The organism is Megasphaera indica (genome assembly GCF_046614755.1).
GTDB lineage: Bacteria > Bacillota > Negativicutes > Veillonellales > Megasphaeraceae > Megasphaera > Megasphaera intestinihominis.
Genome location: NZ_JBKKJR010000011.1, coordinates 51,890 through 68,276 on the forward strand (window position 1 = coordinate 51,890; position 16,387 = coordinate 68,276).

The 16,387-nt window shown below is 56.0% G+C and carries 17 protein-coding genes and 1 riboswitch; of the genes, 16 read left to right on the top strand and 1 reads right to left on the bottom strand.

What is annotated here, in order from left to right; all coding sequences use genetic code 11:
* Window positions 1-224: 224 nt before the first annotated feature.
* From ACFCTO_RS07105 to coaBC, 14 genes are all read left to right on the top strand, one after another.
* Window positions 225-674 carry an acyl-CoA thioesterase gene (locus ACFCTO_RS07105; RefSeq protein WP_499876621.1) on the top strand — a complete coding sequence of 150 codons (450 nt, stop codon included), beginning with the start codon at window positions 225-227 and terminating at the stop codon, window positions 672-674.
* A complete protein-coding gene (gene murI / locus ACFCTO_RS07110; protein WP_370854419.1) occupies window positions 664-1,467 on the top strand; it encodes a glutamate racemase in 804 nt (267 codons plus the stop codon). The genes ACFCTO_RS07105 and murI overlap by 11 nt, the downstream gene beginning before the upstream one ends.
* A gap of 37 nt (window positions 1,468-1,504) precedes the next feature.
* Window positions 1,505-2,047: a hypothetical protein gene (locus ACFCTO_RS07115; RefSeq protein WP_020311568.1), complete on the top strand. Its 543-nt coding sequence runs from the start codon at window positions 1,505-1,507 to the stop codon at window positions 2,045-2,047.
* A gap of 14 nt (window positions 2,048-2,061) precedes the next feature.
* The gene (locus ACFCTO_RS07120) at window positions 2,062-2,724 is read left to right on the top strand and encodes a coenzyme F420-0:L-glutamate ligase (protein ID WP_292260038.1); all 663 of its coding nucleotides are present in this window, start codon (window positions 2,062-2,064) and stop codon (window positions 2,722-2,724) included.
* Window positions 2,725-2,736: 12 nt separating this feature from the next.
* Entirely contained in the window at window positions 2,737-3,327 is a 591-nt protein-coding gene (locus ACFCTO_RS07125; protein WP_444317725.1) for an XTP/dITP diphosphatase, read from the top strand.
* Complete coding sequence (locus ACFCTO_RS07130; RefSeq protein WP_292260043.1) at window positions 3,324-3,821, top strand: metallophosphoesterase family protein; 498 nt, start codon at window positions 3,324-3,326, stop codon at window positions 3,819-3,821. Before ACFCTO_RS07125 ends, ACFCTO_RS07130 begins: the two co-directional genes overlap by 4 nt.
* Before the next feature lie 27 nt (window positions 3,822-3,848).
* Window positions 3,849-4,613: an adenosylmethionine decarboxylase gene (speD, locus tag ACFCTO_RS07135; RefSeq protein ID WP_370841680.1), complete on the top strand. Its 765-nt coding sequence runs from the start codon at window positions 3,849-3,851 to the stop codon at window positions 4,611-4,613.
* Between the two features lie 12 nt (window positions 4,614-4,625).
* Complete coding sequence (locus tag ACFCTO_RS07140) at window positions 4,626-5,258, top strand: class II aldolase/adducin family protein (protein WP_499876622.1); 633 nt, start codon at window positions 4,626-4,628, stop codon at window positions 5,256-5,258.
* A 149-nt stretch (window positions 5,259-5,407) separates the two neighbouring features.
* Window positions 5,408-7,111 (top strand): Rqc2 family fibronectin-binding protein, encoded by a 1,704-nt coding sequence (locus ACFCTO_RS07145; protein ID WP_292260050.1) that lies wholly within the window; start codon window positions 5,408-5,410, stop codon window positions 7,109-7,111.
* Between the two features lie 216 nt (window positions 7,112-7,327).
* Window positions 7,328-8,215: a YicC/YloC family endoribonuclease gene (locus ACFCTO_RS07150; RefSeq protein WP_499876623.1), complete on the top strand. Its 888-nt coding sequence runs from the start codon at window positions 7,328-7,330 to the stop codon at window positions 8,213-8,215.
* A complete protein-coding gene (remA, locus tag ACFCTO_RS07155; protein ID WP_020311559.1) occupies window positions 8,215-8,511 on the top strand; it encodes an extracellular matrix/biofilm regulator RemA in 297 nt (98 codons plus the stop codon). The genes ACFCTO_RS07150 and remA overlap by 1 nt, the downstream gene beginning before the upstream one ends.
* A 7-nt stretch (window positions 8,512-8,518) precedes the next feature.
* On the top strand, window positions 8,519-9,133 hold the full coding sequence (gene gmk, locus ACFCTO_RS07160) for a guanylate kinase (protein WP_292107342.1): 615 nt from the start codon (window positions 8,519-8,521) through the stop codon (window positions 9,131-9,133).
* A gap of 15 nt (window positions 9,134-9,148) precedes the next feature.
* Window positions 9,149-9,358 carry a DNA-directed RNA polymerase subunit omega gene (gene rpoZ, locus ACFCTO_RS07165; RefSeq protein WP_014016712.1) on the top strand — a complete coding sequence of 70 codons (210 nt, stop codon included), beginning with the start codon at window positions 9,149-9,151 and terminating at the stop codon, window positions 9,356-9,358.
* 16 nt (window positions 9,359-9,374) lie between these two features.
* Complete coding sequence (coaBC, locus tag ACFCTO_RS07170; protein WP_292260059.1) at window positions 9,375-10,589, top strand: bifunctional phosphopantothenoylcysteine decarboxylase/phosphopantothenate--cysteine ligase CoaBC; 1,215 nt, start codon at window positions 9,375-9,377, stop codon at window positions 10,587-10,589.
* Window positions 10,590-10,851: 262 nt separating this feature from the next.
* Here coaBC and ACFCTO_RS07175 read toward each other — a convergent pair whose 3' ends face one another.
* Complete coding sequence (locus tag ACFCTO_RS07175; protein WP_370854413.1) at window positions 10,852-12,114, bottom strand: hypothetical protein; 1,263 nt, start codon at window positions 12,112-12,114, stop codon at window positions 10,852-10,854.
* 155 nt (window positions 12,115-12,269) lie between these two features.
* Window positions 12,270-12,370: riboswitch (SAM riboswitch) on the top strand.
* Window positions 12,371-12,429: 59 nt separating this feature from the next.
* On the opposite strand from ACFCTO_RS07175, the gene metK reads away from it, so the two are divergent.
* Window positions 12,430-13,620 carry a methionine adenosyltransferase gene (metK, locus tag ACFCTO_RS07180; RefSeq protein ID WP_020311554.1) on the top strand — a complete coding sequence of 397 codons (1,191 nt, stop codon included), beginning with the start codon at window positions 12,430-12,432 and terminating at the stop codon, window positions 13,618-13,620.
* A gap of 125 nt (window positions 13,621-13,745) precedes the next feature.
* Window positions 13,746-16,103, top strand: coding sequence for a replication restart helicase PriA (gene priA / locus ACFCTO_RS07185; RefSeq protein ID WP_499876624.1), 2,358 nt, complete (start codon window positions 13,746-13,748; stop codon window positions 16,101-16,103).
* Window positions 16,104-16,387: the final 284 nt, after the last annotated feature.

The window sequence follows — 16,387 nt, forward strand, 5'->3', positions numbered from 1 at the left end:
CACGGTCCATTTACTTATCGTTTGTAGTACGGAGTTTGTAGTTTGTAGAAGATGGCTTTAAATTTAAAAATATTTACTAAAAACTACAAACTGCAAACTTAATACTCAAAAAGCGGCTGTCTTTATGGGACAGCCTCTTTTTCCTTTGACAAACATAGTTCCTCATCGTAAAATAGTATGAGTGTGCATGATGTAAGATGCATATAGTTAGGAGTTAAGAACTTATGATTACTGTCGTTGAAAAAGTGCGGTTCTATGAAACCGACATGATGGGCATTGCCCACCATTCCAATCATATCCGCTGGTTCGAGTGCGGCCGCTGCGAATACCTGGCAGCTGCCGGCATCGATTTGTTCGCCCTGCTGGACCGGGGCATTTCCTATCCCATCAAGAGCGTGTCCTGCGAGTACATCAGTCCCATCAACTATGCCGATATCATCGACATCGAGACGCGGCTGGTCAAGCTGAGCCGGGCGCAGATGGTCTTTTCGTACCGCATCGTCAACCACGATGACCACAGCCTGCTGGCGACGGGGACGACGCAGAACGTCTTTGCCCATAAGGACAGCGGCAAAGTCGCCCGCCTCGATGAAGCCGATTATAAGAAATTACAGGCCATGTATGCCGAAGATAAAGCGGCTGCTCAGGCCGGGGGAGGGGTCCATGGAACGTAATCAACAGCCTATCGGCGTCTTTGATTCCGGCGTCGGCGGCCTGACCGTCGTCGCCAAGCTGCGGATGCTGCTGCCTCACGAAAACATCATCTACGTGGGCGATACCAAGCGCAATCCCTATGGGACGCGGACGCCGGAAGAAATCCTGACCTATACGCGGGATATCCTGCGCTTCATGACGGCCCAGGGCGTCAAGCTCGTCGCCATCGGCTGCAACACCGTGACGGCCGTCGCCTATGATACGGTCGTCCAGGAAGTACCGTATCCCCTCATCGGCATGAGCCGGGGCCTGCGGACGGCGCGGGAAATCAGCGCGACCAAGAAGATTGCCGTCTTTGCCACGCCGCTCACGATTGCCAACCACAGCCATCGCAAAGTCGCCGCCGCCATGGACCCGGACATCGAAATCGTCGAGCAGTCCTGCCCGGCCCTGGCCAATCTCATCGAACGGGGCGTCCTCGACGGCCCGGAAATCCGCGAGCCGCTGAAACGTTACACGGAACCGGTCCTTCATTCCGGTGCCGATACGGCCATCTTCGGCTGTACCCATTTTCCCTTCGTCCAGCCCTTGTTTGAAGAACTCTGCGGTGATTCCATCGCTTTTGTCGACCCGGCTCATGAAATGGCCCTGGAAACATTGGACGTCCTGAAAAAGGATGGCCTCCTCAACAGGCAGCCGGAACCGGGGACTCTCCGCCTGTGCTTTACGGCAGAGAGCGGCCGCGGCTCCCGCCTGGCCCAGCACCTCATCCCGGCCAATGAATTTACAGCTGAAGAAATTTCCCTCACTTAATGGTTATCAAAATATTATATAAAAGGAGTCTTGCGTCGTGTTTTTCTATGTCTTACTCAATGTTGTCATTGCCGTCATCGGCATTGTCGCTGTCTTGTACCTTTTATTCCGCCTCTTTGCCTGGCGGCAGGGCGATGCCCGCTTCGTCATCGAAGCCCGTCGCCGCAAACCGTTTGAACTGAAACAGATGACCCAGGATACGGCTGTCTTTGAAACGGAAGTCCCCCTCCACAACGCCGGCCGTCAGCTCGGTACGATCATGGATTTCTATCCCCGGACCCTGCTGCCCCGCGAACAGTACGACAAGGTCATCGTCCATTCCCAGCTGGCCAATAAAGCGGCTGAACGCGATGACAACTATTGGGAATCGGTCATCTTCAACCCTGGCGACAAGGGTATGATCCGCGTCACTATCGCCCTGGTCAGCAAAGACGGCAATATCCGCGAAGACCTGAAGACCTTCCCTGACATGCCCATCGATTTGGTATATCAGGTCGTTTCCCGCAGCGAATGGTACATCCATAAAGCCCGCATCACCCTGAAGGCTTCGGAAGTACAGCACGCATTGGAACAGAACTAGGAGGTTTTAACGAGATGGCAGAATTAGAATTAGTACCTGTAAAAACGAGAATCCTTACGGATAAAGATGATATTGTCGACGTCATTGAAGAATATGCAAAAGATATCGTCGGCCCGGACGATTTGGTCTGCTCGGCCGAAAGCGTCGTTGCCATTACCCAGCGCCGCTATACCCGTCCGGAAGAACTGACGCCGTCGTGGCAGGCCCGCCTCATGCGCCGCTTCGTCCCGGGCGAAGGCAGTATGGCCAGCCTCTATGGCATGCAGGCTGCGATGAACCTCGAAGGCGAATGGAAGATGATGTTCTGGTTCTTCATCGGCTTCTTGGCCAAGCTCGTCGGCAAGAACGGCGTATGGTATGCCAAATGCCGCCAGGCATCGCTCACGGACGATGTCACCGGCACCATGCCGCCTTTCGATAAATGCATCGTCTACGGCCCGGCCGAACCGGATAAAGTCGCTGAAAAGATCAAACAGCGCATGGGCTGCTACGGCGCCGTCGTCGCTGACGTCAACGACCTCAAGCGCTCGGCTGTCCTCGGCCACAGCAAAGGCCTGAACCCGAAGGAAATCGCCAAGATCCTCATCGACAACCCCTTCGGCAACGCTTCCCAGAAGACGCCAATCGTCGTCATCAAGAATTACGCCCAGTTCGTCAAGAACCGGAATAAGGACTAAGGAGACGGGCCTGTGGCAGAAAAAATCGTACTGGCAACGCACAATGCCGGAAAAATCCGGGAGTTCAAGAGCATCCTGGAACCTTTAGGCTATGAAGCCGTTTCCGTCCACGACGTCATCGCCGATATTACCGAGCCCGAAGAAACGGGGAAGACCTTTGCCGAAAATGCCTTGCTCAAGGCAACCTATTATATGAAGGCTACCGGTCTGCCCTGTCTGGCCGATGACTCAGGTATCGCCGCCGACGTCCTCGGCGGCCGTCCCGGCGTCTATTCGGCCCGCTATGCCGGTCCGGACTGTGATGATGAAGCCAATAACCAGAAGCTCATCGCTGACCTGGCGACCTTTCCGCCGGAACAGCGCACGGTCCACTATATCTGCTCCCTCGTCCTCATCTGGCCCGACGGCCGGACCGTGACGGCTGAAGGGAGCTGTGACGGTGTCCTGCGCGACTTCTATGCCGGCGACAATGGCTTCGGTTATGATCCGCTCTTCTACGTCCCCGAAAAGGGCAAGACTATGGCCGAAATGACCATGGAAGAAAAGAACGCCATCAGCCACCGTGGCAAAGCCTTGAAGAAGCTCGTCGAGGCCCTGTCATGAGTACCGTCCGCGTCGGCCTGGTCAGTGACAGCCACGGCCGTTTCGAATGTCTGTCGCGCATGGCCGATGCCGCGCCCGACGTGGCGGCCTGGATCCATTGCGGCGACTACTGTGATGACGGCGAAGACCTGGCCATCTATACGGGCGTTCCCGTCTATGCCGTTTTAGGCAACAATGATTACATGACCCATACGAACGATCCGGAATGTCGCTGCGTCACCGTCGGCGGCATTCGCATCGTCGCCATCCACGGCTGTCAGTGGTATGGTGAAAGGCGCTGGCAGAAGCTCGTCGAGCTGGGCCGTCAGAACCAGGCGGACCTCGTCGCCTTTGGCCATACGCACCGCCGTTTCGTCAAGATGGACGGAGAGATGTGGGTCGTCAATCCCGGCAGTATCGGTCTGCCCCGGGATGGCCGGAAGGGGACGTATGCCATCGTATCCATCGATGACGGCGTCATTACCGACGTGGCCTTTCACGAAATCGAACGGTAATTCCAGCAGAAATGGATGATAAGATTCATGAAAACGAATAAACTCAAGCTCTACGGTTTCAACAACCTGACCAAGACCCTGAGCTTCAACATGTATGATATTTGTTATGCCGTCAGCGACGAGTCGCGCCGCCAGTACATCGAATATATCGATGAACAGTACAATGCCGACAGGCTGACAAAAATCCTGCGCAACGTGTCGGACATCATCGGTGCCCACGTCCTCAACGTCGCCAGCCAGGATTATGACCCCCAGGGGGCCAGTGTTACCATCCTCATTTCCGAAGAAGAAGTACACGATGCCGATGTGGTCTGTCATCTCGACAAGAGCCATCTGACCGTCCATACCTATCCCGAAAGCCATCCCCAGAAGGGTATCATGACCTTCCGGGCCGATATCGACGTGTCTACGTGCGGCCGCATTTCGCCGCTCAACGCCTTGAATTATCTCCTCGACAGCTTCGATTCGGACATCGTCACCCTCGATTACCGCGTCCGCGGCTTCACGCGCGATGTGAACGGAAAGAAACTGTTCATCGACCACCGCATCAATTCCATCCAGAATTATATAGCCCCGGCCACGCGCAACCGCTACGATATGATCGACGTCAATGTTTATCAGGAAAACATCTTCCATACCAAGATGGTCCTGCACGACTTCGACCTGGATAATTATCTCTTCAATATTACCAAGGATGACCTGACGCCGCGCCAGCAGCAGCAGATACGCCGCCAGGTACGCCAGGAAATGCTGGAAATCTACAATGGCCGCAACATGCCGTCCATGCGCTAAGGGGGCGAGAGTTTGGATACCAAGAAAACACTGTGCCGCATTGGTCGGAAAATGAAAGATGCCGGCCTGGTTGCAGCTTGTGATGGCAACATCAGTTTCCGCCGCGACGATGGCACCATAGTCATCACGCCGTCAGGCGTGCCGAAGGGAGAACTGAAGCCGAAGCACCTGCTCGTCGTCGACCTCGACGGCCACGTCCTGGAAGGGACGGGGAAGGCCTCGTCGGAATCGGCTCTCCACTTGAAAATTTATCGGAAGCGGGAAGACGTCCGAGCTATCATCCACGCCCATCCCGTCACGGCGACGGCCCTGACCGTAGCCGGCATCCCTTTCCGGCCGGACATCGTCACCGAAGGGGCCCTGGTCCTGGGACCGGTGCCGACCGTAGTCTATGCGCCGCCGGGATCGGCGGAACTGGCCACGGCCTGTGCCGAAGCCGCAGAAGGAGCCGACGTCTTCCTCATGGAACGCCATGGTGCCGCCACGGTCGGCCAAGACCTGGAACAGGCCTTCTACCGCCTGGAAACACTGGAAACCGTAGCCAAGATGTACCGTGATTCCCTCATCTTTGCTGCCGCCAGCAGCCAACAAAAAAATAACCCTACTGCCAAAGCCCAGCCCTTGAGCTGGTATTTGAAGCAGTGAAAAAAAGGAGCTGTCCCATGAAGACAGCTCCTTTTTGGCAGTCAGCGGCTAGCTGTTAAAAGACGTCCCTCTTCACAGGATACGGCAAAACATGGTATCATTAAAAGGATTGTTTGTTTCAGTGAGAATTACGATAAGGAGGTATCATCATGAATCTGGATGGTATCACATTACATTGCATTACGAACGAACTGGCCGACATCCTCAAGGGCGGCCAGATTTCTAAAATCTATCAGCTCGACGCCCGGTCCCTCTATTTCCGCATTTTCAACGATACGGGCATCCACCACCTGGTCATCACCCTGGACGATTCGCCGCGCCTGTACGTCGCCGATACCATGCCGCCGACGCCGGATATCCCGACGGGCCTCTGCATGTTCCTGCGCAAGTATTATGAAAACGGCCGCATTGCATCCATCGCCCAGCTGCACCTGGACCGGCTCATCGAAATCGCCGTCGACGTCCTCGACATGTCAGGCCGCCTGGTGACGCGCAAGATCCACGTCGAACTAATGGGCAAATACAGCAACGTCATCTTTACCGAAGACGGCACTATCATCGAAGCTCTCATCAAGACGGGCAAGAACAAGCAGGCCCTGCGGACCATCGCTCCTAAGGAACCCTATGCCTTCCCGCCGAACTTCATGCGCATGGACCCCTTTGCTTTTTCGGCTCAGGAACTGACGGATATGATGGAAACGGGTACGGACGAACCGCTCAAGACGTGGATGCTCAAGCGCTTCAACGGCATGAGCACCATCGTCCTCAACGAACTGTCCCACGATTCGGGCATCGATGCAGGGCGTCCCGTAGGGGACTTGTCGCCGGCCGACCGCTTCGCCTGGTGCCGTACGGTCGAAGCCTTTGGCAAGCGCCTGGACGGCATTTCCGGCGCCTATGTCTATACGGTCAAGGGCAAGGAAGTCATCTTCCCGCTGGAACTCCACAGCCTGGCTCAATATCCGCGGCGCCACTTCAAGCTCATCGAAACGTACCTCAGCGAGTACCAGGCGACGCACCGCAGCCTTAATGGCGAACAGGAACAGCTGCAGAAGAAGGTCGGCAAGCTCATCGAAAAGCAGAAGCGCAAGATCAAGCGCATTGCCAGCGAAATGAAAGAAACGAAGAAGATGGATACGTACAAGCTCTATGGCGACCTGCTAATGATCTACGCCTACGAAAAGCACGATCATGAAAAAGAAGTGACCGTCCAGAACCTCTTGTCGCAAGACCAGGAAAAGGTGACCATCCCCTTGAACCCGGCCTATTCCATGACGGACAATGCCAACCGCTATTACAAGCGCTACACCAAGATGCGCAACCGCAAGCAGATGTCGGCCCAGCTCCACGAAGAGAACCAGAAGCACCTGGATTACCTCTATTCGCTGGAATATGCCCTGGAAAATACGAGTACGAAAGATGAAATCGCCGATATCAAGGCCGAAATGAAACAGATGAACCTCATCAGCGGCCACAACCGGGACAAGCTCAAAAAAGAATCGGCCCAGGATATCCTGACCCTCCAGGCCGACGGCCTGGACATCTGGGTCGGCCGCAACAACCGGCAGAACGACTTTTTGACCTTGAAGAAAGCCCATCCCTATGACCTCTGGTTCCACGTCAAGAACCAGCCCGGTTCCCACGTCATCCTGGCCTGCCATAACGTGACGCCGACGGACGCCCAGATCGAACGGGCTGCCCAACTAGCCGCCTACTACAGCAAGGCCCGGGAAAGCTCGAAAGTCGAAGTCGACTGCACCCTCGTGCGCCACGTCAAGAAACCGGCTCATGCCGTCCCAGGCTACGTCATCTTCACCGACCAGACGACGTACATGGTAGAACCGAAAAAATAATGGTTTGTGGCTCGTGGTTCGTAGGGGCAGGCCGTAGGCTCTCCTCATAGGAGAGCTGTCAGCGAAGCTGACTGAGAGGTTGCCTTTTATCGTTTGAGGTTTGGTGTATGATGTTTGAGGCGATGGTTATTTGCTTAATTTGTGGTAAAATATTGCAAAAATCAAGCCGTTTAGGGTATAATGGGATATTGAATAGACTAATAAGGGGGTTCGTAAATGCGAAGTATGACTGGTTTTGGCAGCGGTTCCGGCAACGACGGGAAACTGGCTGTCACTCTTGAAATGCGCGCTGTGAACCAACGTTTTTTGGAATTGAATATCCGCATGCCTCATGCTTATCTGGCCCTGGAAGACCGGCTGCGCAATGGCATCAAGGCCGTCCTCAAGCGGGGCAAAGTCGACGTCTTCGTCACCGTCCAGGACCTGGACCCGGCGGCACCGGATGTCCGCGTCGACCACGCTGCCTTAGGCGCCGTCAAGACGTCCTTGCAGGACGTGAACGACCGTTTCTTTGAAGGTAAGGCCGTGACCCTCGGCGATGTGACGTCCCTAACCAAGGACTGGTTCGTCCAGACGCCGCCGGTCATCGATGCCGATGCCAGCTGGCCGCCTTTTGAAGCCGCCCTGCAGGGTGCCTTGGACAGCATGGTCGCCATGCGCGAACGGGAAGGGGCCAATATCAGCCGGGATCTCCTCAGCCGGGCCGATAAGATGGCAGCCCTCGTCGAATCCATTGCCAGCCGCAAGGAAATCATCGTCCAGGCCTATGAAGAACGGCTGGAAAAGAAAATCCTGGCCCTCATGGATAAGGTCCAGGCCGCCGTTCCCGATGAAGACCGGCTCTTGCAGGAAGTGGCCATCTATTCGGATAAAGTCGATTTCACCGAAGAAGTCGTCCGCTTCCGCAGCCACTTGAACCAGCTGCACGCCATGCTGCAAAGTCCCGGCGAAGTAGGGCGCAAGCTCGATTTCCTCATCCAGGAAATGAACCGCGAGACTAACACCATCGGCTCCAAGGCCGGCGACCTGGCCGTGACCGAAGCGGTCCTGCAGCTCAAGAATGAAATCGAAAAGATACGCGAACAGGTGCAGAATATCGAATGATGAATTTCAACTTATTAAATATCGGCTTCGGCAATGTCGTCATGGGCGACAAAGTCGTGGCCATCATCAGTCCTGAGTCGGCGCCCATCAAGCGCCTCGTCCAGGATGCCCGTGATGGGAATACCCTCATCGATGCGACTTTTGGCCGCAAGACCCGGTCGGTCCTGGTCATGGACAACGGCTGGATCATCTTGTCGGCCTTACAGCCCGAGACGATTTCTCACCGCATCGTTCCCGCCGGCAGCGATTCCTTCTGGGAAGATGCCGCTGACGACGGGGAAACAGAAAAGGAGTAGTAATGCTATGAATGATTCCGGATTGCTCATCGTCGTGTCCGGCCCGTCCGGAGCCGGCAAGGGGACTATCTGTTCTGCTCTGCGGGAACAGTTCCCCAATATCCAGTATTCCATTTCCATGACGACCCGTGATCCCCGGCCCGGGGAAGTAGACGGCGTCAATTATTATTTTGCCGATAACGCGCGGTTCGAGCAGCTCCTGGCAGAAGATGCCTTCCTGGAACACGCCAAGGTCTACGACCATTACTACGGCACGCCCAAGAAGTACGTCTACCAGATGTTGGAAGAAGGCAAGCATGTCATGCTGGAAATCGACATCCAGGGAGCCATGCAGGTCAAAGAACGGTATCCCCAGGGCGTCTTCATCTACATCGTACCGCCCAGCCGGGCTGTGTTGGAAAAACGCCTCCGCGGCCGCCAGACCGATTCGGACGACGTCATCGCCGGCCGCCTGGCCAAGGCCCGGGAAGAACTGGACTGGATCGACCGCTATGATTATGTCATCGTCAACGACGATTTGGATAAGGCCGTCGACGAAGCGGCTTCTATCTTGAAAGCCGAACAGTGTAAAGTGACGCGCAATGCCCATCGCATCGCCCATACGAAAGAATTGTACAAATAATAGGAGAGATGAACTATGTTAATTAAACCGACTCTTGAATCCCTGATGACTAAAGTGGACAGCAAATATACGCTGGTTACGCTGGCTGCCAAACGGGCCCGCCAGCTTACCGATGGCGACGAACCCCTCGTCGACGTCGATACGACGAAAGTAGTTTCCATTGCCATGGAAGAAATCGACCAGGGCAAGATCACGTATGAAGCACCGCGTGACGGCATTAAATAACACGGAGGTGTTTTCCATGAGCTTGGAAAAGAAAAAGATTGTCTTAGGAATCACTGGCGGCATTGCGGCCTTCAAGGCGGCTTCTATTGCCAGCCAGCTCCGCAAGCGGGGGGCCGAAGTCAAATGCATCATGACCGACCATGCGACGAAACTGATCACGCCCTTGACGATGCGGGAAATTTCCGGCAATCCCGTTGCCGTATCCATGTTCGACGATGTGCCTGAATTCAACGTAGAACACATCGCCTTGGCCCGCTGGGCCGACGTCTTCGTCATCGCACCGGCGACGGCCGACATCATTGGCAAAGTCGCCAACGGCATTGCCGACGACATGCTGTCGACGACGGTCATGGCTACGACGGCACCGGTCCTCATCGCACCGGCCATGAATACCAACATGTATCTCAATCCCATTACTCAGGACAATATGGCCAAGCTGAAGAAATTCGGCTATCATTTCATCGCTCCCGACAGCGGTCATCTGGCCTGCGGCATCGACGGCGTCGGCCGCCTGCCCGAACCGGATACCATCGTCGACTACATCGAGCTCCTGGCCTGCCGCAATGACCTCCTGAAAGGGAAGAAGGTCATCGTCACGGCTGGTGGCACGCGGGAACCTATCGACCCGGTCCGCTTCATCGGCAATCATTCCAGCGGCCGCATGGGCTTTGCCATCGCCAAGGCTGCCGTTATGGCCGGTGCTGAAGTCACCCTCGTCGCCGGGACGACGGATAACCTCAAGACACCTGTCGGCCTGGCCCGCCGCATCGATGTCGGCAGTACGCGTGACATGAAAGCTGCCGTCGATTCCTATTATGACGACTGCGACCTGGTCATCAAAGCCGCAGCTGTCGCCGATTACCGTTCGGCCCATCCGGCGGAAAACAAGATCAAGAAAAACGACGATACCCTGACCATCGAAATGGCCAAGAACCCGGATATCCTCTATGGCCTGGGCCAGCGCAAGACCCATCAGACCCTGGTCGGCTTTGCTGCCGAAACGACGAACGTCATCGAATACGGCACGAAGAAGCTCAAGAAGAAGAACCTCGACATGCTCGTCGCCAACGACGTCAGTGCCGAAGGAGCCGGCTTCAAAGGGACGACCAACATCGCCACCCTGCTTTTCCCGGACGGCTCTATGGAAAAATTGGAAAAAATGGATAAAGACGAACTCGCTGCCATCATCGTAGCCCGCGCGGCTGCCATTATGGCGAAAAAGAATAGTTGATAGCAGGGAGTTTGCAGAAAAAGGACTGTCGCATGTGCGACAGTCCTTTTTAGCAGTCAGCAGCTAGCTGTTAGCAGTTAGCAAATGAATTTAACTTTAAAAGTGTCTTTACAAACTATGGGCCGATCACAAAAAAATACACGGCCCGTGGCCTTGTGCGTAGGGGACGCCTGGAAGGCGTCCCGCTGTGATATTCGATCATAGCCCATTCGGGCTTAATAGGGCTTAATAGTATGTTTTTTTAATCACGAACCACGAGCCACTAACCACTAACCCGCCCTACGATGGCTTTGGCAAAGCCGTTGAGGTTGGTCGGGCCGACGGAGAGGATGGGGCAGTTATTTTCTTTGGCTTCCGTAATGGCCCAGCGGACGAGGGGCGTCTTGCCGTCTTCCAGGTTGACGACTAAGAGGGACGCTTCTTTCAGCATCCGGTCATCGCCCGGCTGGCCGCTGATGAGGAGGACGGCACCGAAACGGCGCTGGATGCGGCGCTGCCAGTCGGGATCGCCGCCGGCCAGGGCTATCTGACGGCCCGTGAGGAAGCGGTCCAGCTGGCGCGTATAATCGCGCTGGGTCATGAAGGAGGGCAGGTCCAGGCCGCGGTCTTCCGGGTCCCGGACGGAACGCGACGCTTCCTGGGGCGTCACTTTCCGCGGCGCCTGCCCTTTGGTCAGATCCGGCCGCACCTGGCGCTTGTTGAGTTCCTTGCGCAGGGCCAGGAGTTCGGCAATCTGGTTGGATGCCGTTTCCTTTATCTTTTCGATATACTGTTCCTGCTTGCGGATGCGGTCTTCGTACTGTTTGCGGTCCTGTTCGCGGCCCGTCCGTTCCGCATCGAGTTCCTGGCGCAGCCGTTCCAGTTCAGAAAGGACGGCCGTGCGGTTCTTGGCTTCCAGGCGCAGGCGCAGGAGTTCTTCCCGGTCGGCGTCCATCTGGGCTTTTTCTTCCCGCAGCTGCTGAAGTTCTTCTTTTTCTTTGCCCATCATCATGGCCGGCGTTTCCTGGCCGCCAGTGACGGCTTCGTCGGACCAGGGCTGGTCGCAGATGGCCATGAGATAGATGCCCAGGGCATGGGCTGCCGCGTGCTTGGCCATCTGCACGTCTTCAAAGACGTCGGTCAAGCCGAGAATCTGACTGTCCGTCTGGAGCATGAGCAGGTCGATGATGCCCATATAGGAAAAAGATTCCATAGTCTGCGCCATATCGTAGCGTTCGAGGTGGATCGTGCCGGCGTAGATTTCTTCCGGGTTCTGTTTGGACGTATAATACGTATTGATGAGCAGCCGGTCGGCCGTCCGTTCGTAGATGCGCAGTACCAAGGCGTCTTCCTGGTCTGTGCCGGTGTGGCGGCTGAAGGTCAGCCGTTCCTGGGAAAGAAGGGTCGTCACCAGGCTCGGGGTCTTGTACCATTTGCCGAATACTTCTACCCGCTTGGCCAGCCGCAGGTCGCCGGGCTTGCTGCAGGTTGCATAATCAAAATAAGGGTCGTTGAAGAATATATCTCTAGGCCGCAATTTGGTCATATCTAATCATCCTTTCTATCTTCTCCATTATAACCCTGCCTATAGGGCAACGTCTAGTAGACAGGGCAACGTCTAGTAGACAATGTTTTTTAGGCATAAAAAACACTTGCAAAATAGGCGGACTTGAATTATAATGGATGAGCAAACCAAATAAAGAACCATCAAGAGACGACGGAGGGACTGGCCCTGTGATGTCGCAGCAACCTTCAGCTATGAAAGGTGCTAATTCCAGCAGTGATATACTGGCAGATGGGGATTAGAAGCCCCTCTCATGAAGTCATGGATGAGGGGAATTTTTTTTAAGGAGGATCACTCATGGCAAAAAATCGTGAATTCTTTACATCCGAATCCGTCACCGAAGGCCATCCCGATAAAATGGCTGACCAGATTTCGGACAGCATTTTGGATGCCATTCTCGCAAAAGATAAAAACGCTCGTGTTGCCTGCGAAACCCTGGTAACGACTGGTATGGTACATGTCGTCGGTGAAATTTCTACGACGTGCTACGTCGATATCCCGCACATCGTCCGCGAAACGATTCGTGACATCGGCTATACCCGCGCTAAATATGGTTTTGACTGCGACACATGCGGCGTCCTCGTTTCCCTGGACGAACAGTCCCCGGACATCGCTATGGGCGTCGACGATGCCTTGGAAAAGAAAGAAGGCAATACGGATAAGTTCGATACTATCGGCGCTGGCGACCAGGGCATGATGTTCGGCTATGCTACCAACGAAACGGACGACTACATGCCGCTGCCGATTTCCCTGGCACACCGCCTGGCACGCCGCCTGGCCAAAGTCCGCAAAGACGGCACACTGCCGTATCTCCGTCCCGATGGCAAGACCCAGGTCACTGTCGAATATGAAGACGGCAAACCGGTCCGCATCGATACAATCGTCATTTCGGCACAGCACAGCCCCGAAGTCGGCCGCGAACAGATCGAAAGCGACCTCCTCGAATTCGTCATCAAACCGGAACTGCCGGAAGGCTTGTTCGACGACAAGACGAAACTCTTCATCAATCCGACTGGCCGTTTCGTCATCGGCGGTCCTCAGGGCGATTCGGGCCTCACAGGCCGTAAGATCATCGTCGATACCTATGGCGGCATGGCTCGTCATGGCGGCGGTGCTTTCTCCGGCAAGGACCCCACAAAAGTCGACCGCTCGGCCGCTTATGCAGCCCGTTACGTCGCCAAGAACGTCGTCGCTGCCGGCCTGGCCGATAAATGCGAAATCCAGCTGGCTTATGCCATCGGCGTGGCCCGCCCGGTTTCCATCCACGTCGAAACCTTCGGTACGGGCAAAGTCCCGAACGAAAAGATTGTCGAACTCATCGAAAAGAACTTCGACCTTCGTCCGGCTGGCATCATCGCCATGCTCGACTTGCAGCGCCCGATTTACAAACAGACTGCTGCCTATGGCCACTTCGGCCGCAACGACCTCGACCTGCCTTGGGAAAAGACAGACAAAGCCGAAACGCTCCGCAAAGAAGCCGGCTTATAAGAGGCGGTTCGATAAACTGAACATCCAGAAAAGAGGCTGTCCCATTAAGACAGCCTCTTTTTGGGTGTTGAGTTTGCAGTTTGTAGTTTTTTAGTGCGACAGCCCCATACAAAGGAGGTGTCCTTTTGATTGCTGAAATCATCATCAATACGACGGCGAAACGGCTGCAGCAGACTTTTTCCTATACCGTTCCCGATGGTCTGGCCGTCCGCGTCGGCAGCCGCGTCCTCGTGCCCTTTGGTCATCGCCGGGAAGAGGGCATCGTCGTCGCCCTCCATGAACAGCTGGACGAACCGGCCGATTTCACGCTGAAGCCCGTCGAAGGCCTGCTTTCGACGCAGACCGGCTTCCAGGAAGAAATGATCCGCACGGCCATCTGGATCCGCGACTACTATGTCTGCAACCTTTCCGAAGCCCTGCGCCTGTTCATGATCGACAAGAAGGGCTTGGTCCGCCAGGAACTCTTGTCCGTCGGCCCGGCTGCGCCTGTAAATCCTGAAGGGCGGCAGCTCCAGGCCTATGTCGCCGACAAGGGGAGCCGTGAAAAGGGCAGCCTTGTCCGCCGCTTCGGCAGGGACCTCGTCGAAACGGCCCTGGCCCGCCAGGTCCTGACCAGCCGGACTTATTACAAGAACCAGATTGCCGACAAGATGGAAGACTGGCTTTCCTTCGTCCACGATGATGACGAAGACATCCTCCACGGCCGGCGGCGCCAGCAGGAACTGCTCAAGGCCTTGAAAGAGAAGGGGGAAGGGGCCGTTTCCTATTGGCAGGGCCAGGGCTACAGCCGCGACCTCATGCGCCGTCTCTGTGCGACAGGCCTGGCCCGCTGGAGCCAGCGGCCGGCCAGGACGACGAATATCCTGCCGACCCTTTCTGGAGATGCTCCCTTTACGCTGACACCGGAACAACGCCAGGCAGTTAAAGTTATCGGAAGCGATGAACAAGGAAAAACCTACGTCCTCCACGGTATCACCGGCAGTGGCAAGACCGAAGTCTACATGCAGCTGGCCAGCCAGGTCCTGAAAGAAGGCCGGCAGGTCGTCGTTTTAGTGCCGGAAATCGCCCTGACCGGGCAAATTGTCCGCCGTTTCCTGCGCCGCTTCGGCGACGATGTCGTCGTCATGCACAGCCAGCTTTCCCAGGGTGAGAAGCGCAACAACTGGCTGCGCATGCAGAACGGGACGAGTCATATCTGTATCGGCGCCCGGTCGGCTGTCTTTACGGCGGCCCAGTCCATCGGGCTGTTCATCGTCGACGAAGCCCATGACAGTTCGTATAAGCAGGACGAAGCGCCGCGCTATCATGCCGTCGCCGTGGCCCGCCAGCGGGCTGCGTACTACGGCTGCCCCGTAATTCTTGGCAGTGCCACGCCGGCGCTGGGCGACTACTATAAGGCCCTGCAGGGCGATTATGTCCTGGTCGAGCTGACAGAGCGCGTCGGCCAGCGGCCCCTGCCTTCGGTCCAGGTCGTCGACATGCGCGATGAATTAGCCCGCGGGAACTACCGCGTCGTTTCCGATTGCTTGTTGAATCTCCTGGAAGAGACACTGGCAGCCCGGCAGCAGGCTATCATCCTTCTCAACCGCCGCGGCTTCTCGACATTCGTCATGTGCCGCAAGTGCGGCTACGTCGTCAAATGCGATACGTGCGACGTGGCCATGGTCTACCATCGTCAGGCCGCCCACCTGCGCTGCCATTACTGCGATGCCGAAAAGCCCGTGCCGACGGTCTGTCCGTCATGTGGCAGCAAATACATCAAATTCTTTGGCAGCGGCACGGAAAAAGTGGAACAGCAGCTCCACGAACTCCTGCCGTCGGCGCGCATCATCCGCCTCGACCAGGATACGACCAGCCGCAAGCACAGCGGCGACTGTATCATCGAAGCCTTCCGCCGTCATGAATATGACATCCTCCTGGGGACTCAGATGGTCGCCAAAGGCCACGATTTCCCCGGCGTCAGCGCCGTCGGCATCTTATCGGCCGACAGCCTGCTCAATATCCCGGCCTACTGGGCTGGGGAACGGACCTTCCAGCTCCTGACCCAGGCGGCTGGCAGGGCTGGTCGCGGTGATATCCCGGGCCGCGTCGTCATGCAGACCTACGCGCCGGACCATTACGTCATCCAGTGCGCTGCCCGCCAGGATTACCGGGCCTTTTATGACCAGGAAATCCAGTTCCGGAAAGAATTGGGCTATCCGCCTTTCCAGGAAATGGCCAAGATCTTAGTCCAGGACGAATCAGAAGAACAAGCCTGGCGCAAGGCCAACGACGTCGCAGCGGCCCTGAACAGCTGGAACGGGGACCACGGCGATGAAGTCGCCGTCATCGGCCCTTACGAAGACGTCATCAAGAAGATACGCAATAAATACCGTCTGGTCCTCTCCCTGACCGGAAAAGACCTGACAGCCATCAAAAAAGCCATGCAGCGCATCCCGGCCTGCTGGCAGACCGGCGTCCTCATCGATGTCGATCCCGTATAATCGTGGGGAATCGCACCTGCCTGTTCAGCCCGTCCGGGATGTGAGTACATTCCCACATCGGGCAGGAACGGGCGCCCCACGTGGGCCCCTACAGAAATTTTATGGAATTCCCACAGCCATTGTAGGGGCTCGCACGTGGCGACCCTTACAGTGCAAAATAAAAAATGAAAGAAGCATTCTGAGAAACTTCATGGCCATGGCGCCCTTCAGGATACGTCCGGAACCGCTCTCAGTGTTACTTCTTCCATTGCTGACGATGTAACATAACCTTATAAATGTTGTCA

What these genes read in the sequence shown, in the direction of transcription:
- ACFCTO_RS07105 (WP_499876621.1), top strand. Translation starts at nt 225, where the DNA reads ATGATTACTGTCGTTGAAAAAGTGCGGTTCTATGAAACCGACATGATG.
- murI (WP_370854419.1), top strand. Translation starts at nt 664, where the DNA reads ATGGAACGTAATCAACAGCCTATCGGCGTCTTTGATTCCGGCGTCGGC.
- ACFCTO_RS07120 (WP_292260038.1), top strand. Translation starts at nt 2,062, where the DNA reads ATGGCAGAATTAGAATTAGTACCTGTAAAAACGAGAATCCTTACGGAT.
- ACFCTO_RS07130 (WP_292260043.1), top strand. Translation starts at nt 3,324, where the DNA reads ATGAGTACCGTCCGCGTCGGCCTGGTCAGTGACAGCCACGGCCGTTTC.
- speD (WP_370841680.1), top strand. Translation starts at nt 3,849, where the DNA reads ATGAAAACGAATAAACTCAAGCTCTACGGTTTCAACAACCTGACCAAG.
- ACFCTO_RS07145 (WP_292260050.1), top strand. Translation starts at nt 5,408, where the DNA reads ATGAATCTGGATGGTATCACATTACATTGCATTACGAACGAACTGGCC.
- ACFCTO_RS07150 (WP_499876623.1), top strand. Translation starts at nt 7,328, where the DNA reads ATGCGAAGTATGACTGGTTTTGGCAGCGGTTCCGGCAACGACGGGAAA.
- remA (WP_020311559.1), top strand. Translation starts at nt 8,215, where the DNA reads ATGAATTTCAACTTATTAAATATCGGCTTCGGCAATGTCGTCATGGGC.
- gmk (WP_292107342.1), top strand. Translation starts at nt 8,519, where the DNA reads ATGAATGATTCCGGATTGCTCATCGTCGTGTCCGGCCCGTCCGGAGCC.
- rpoZ (WP_014016712.1), top strand. Translation starts at nt 9,149, where the DNA reads ATGTTAATTAAACCGACTCTTGAATCCCTGATGACTAAAGTGGACAGC.
- coaBC (WP_292260059.1), top strand. Translation starts at nt 9,375, where the DNA reads ATGAGCTTGGAAAAGAAAAAGATTGTCTTAGGAATCACTGGCGGCATT.
- ACFCTO_RS07175 (WP_370854413.1), bottom strand. Translation starts at nt 12,114, where the DNA reads ATGACCAAATTGCGGCCTAGAGATATATTCTTCAACGACCCTTATTTT.
- metK (WP_020311554.1), top strand. Translation starts at nt 12,430, where the DNA reads ATGGCAAAAAATCGTGAATTCTTTACATCCGAATCCGTCACCGAAGGC.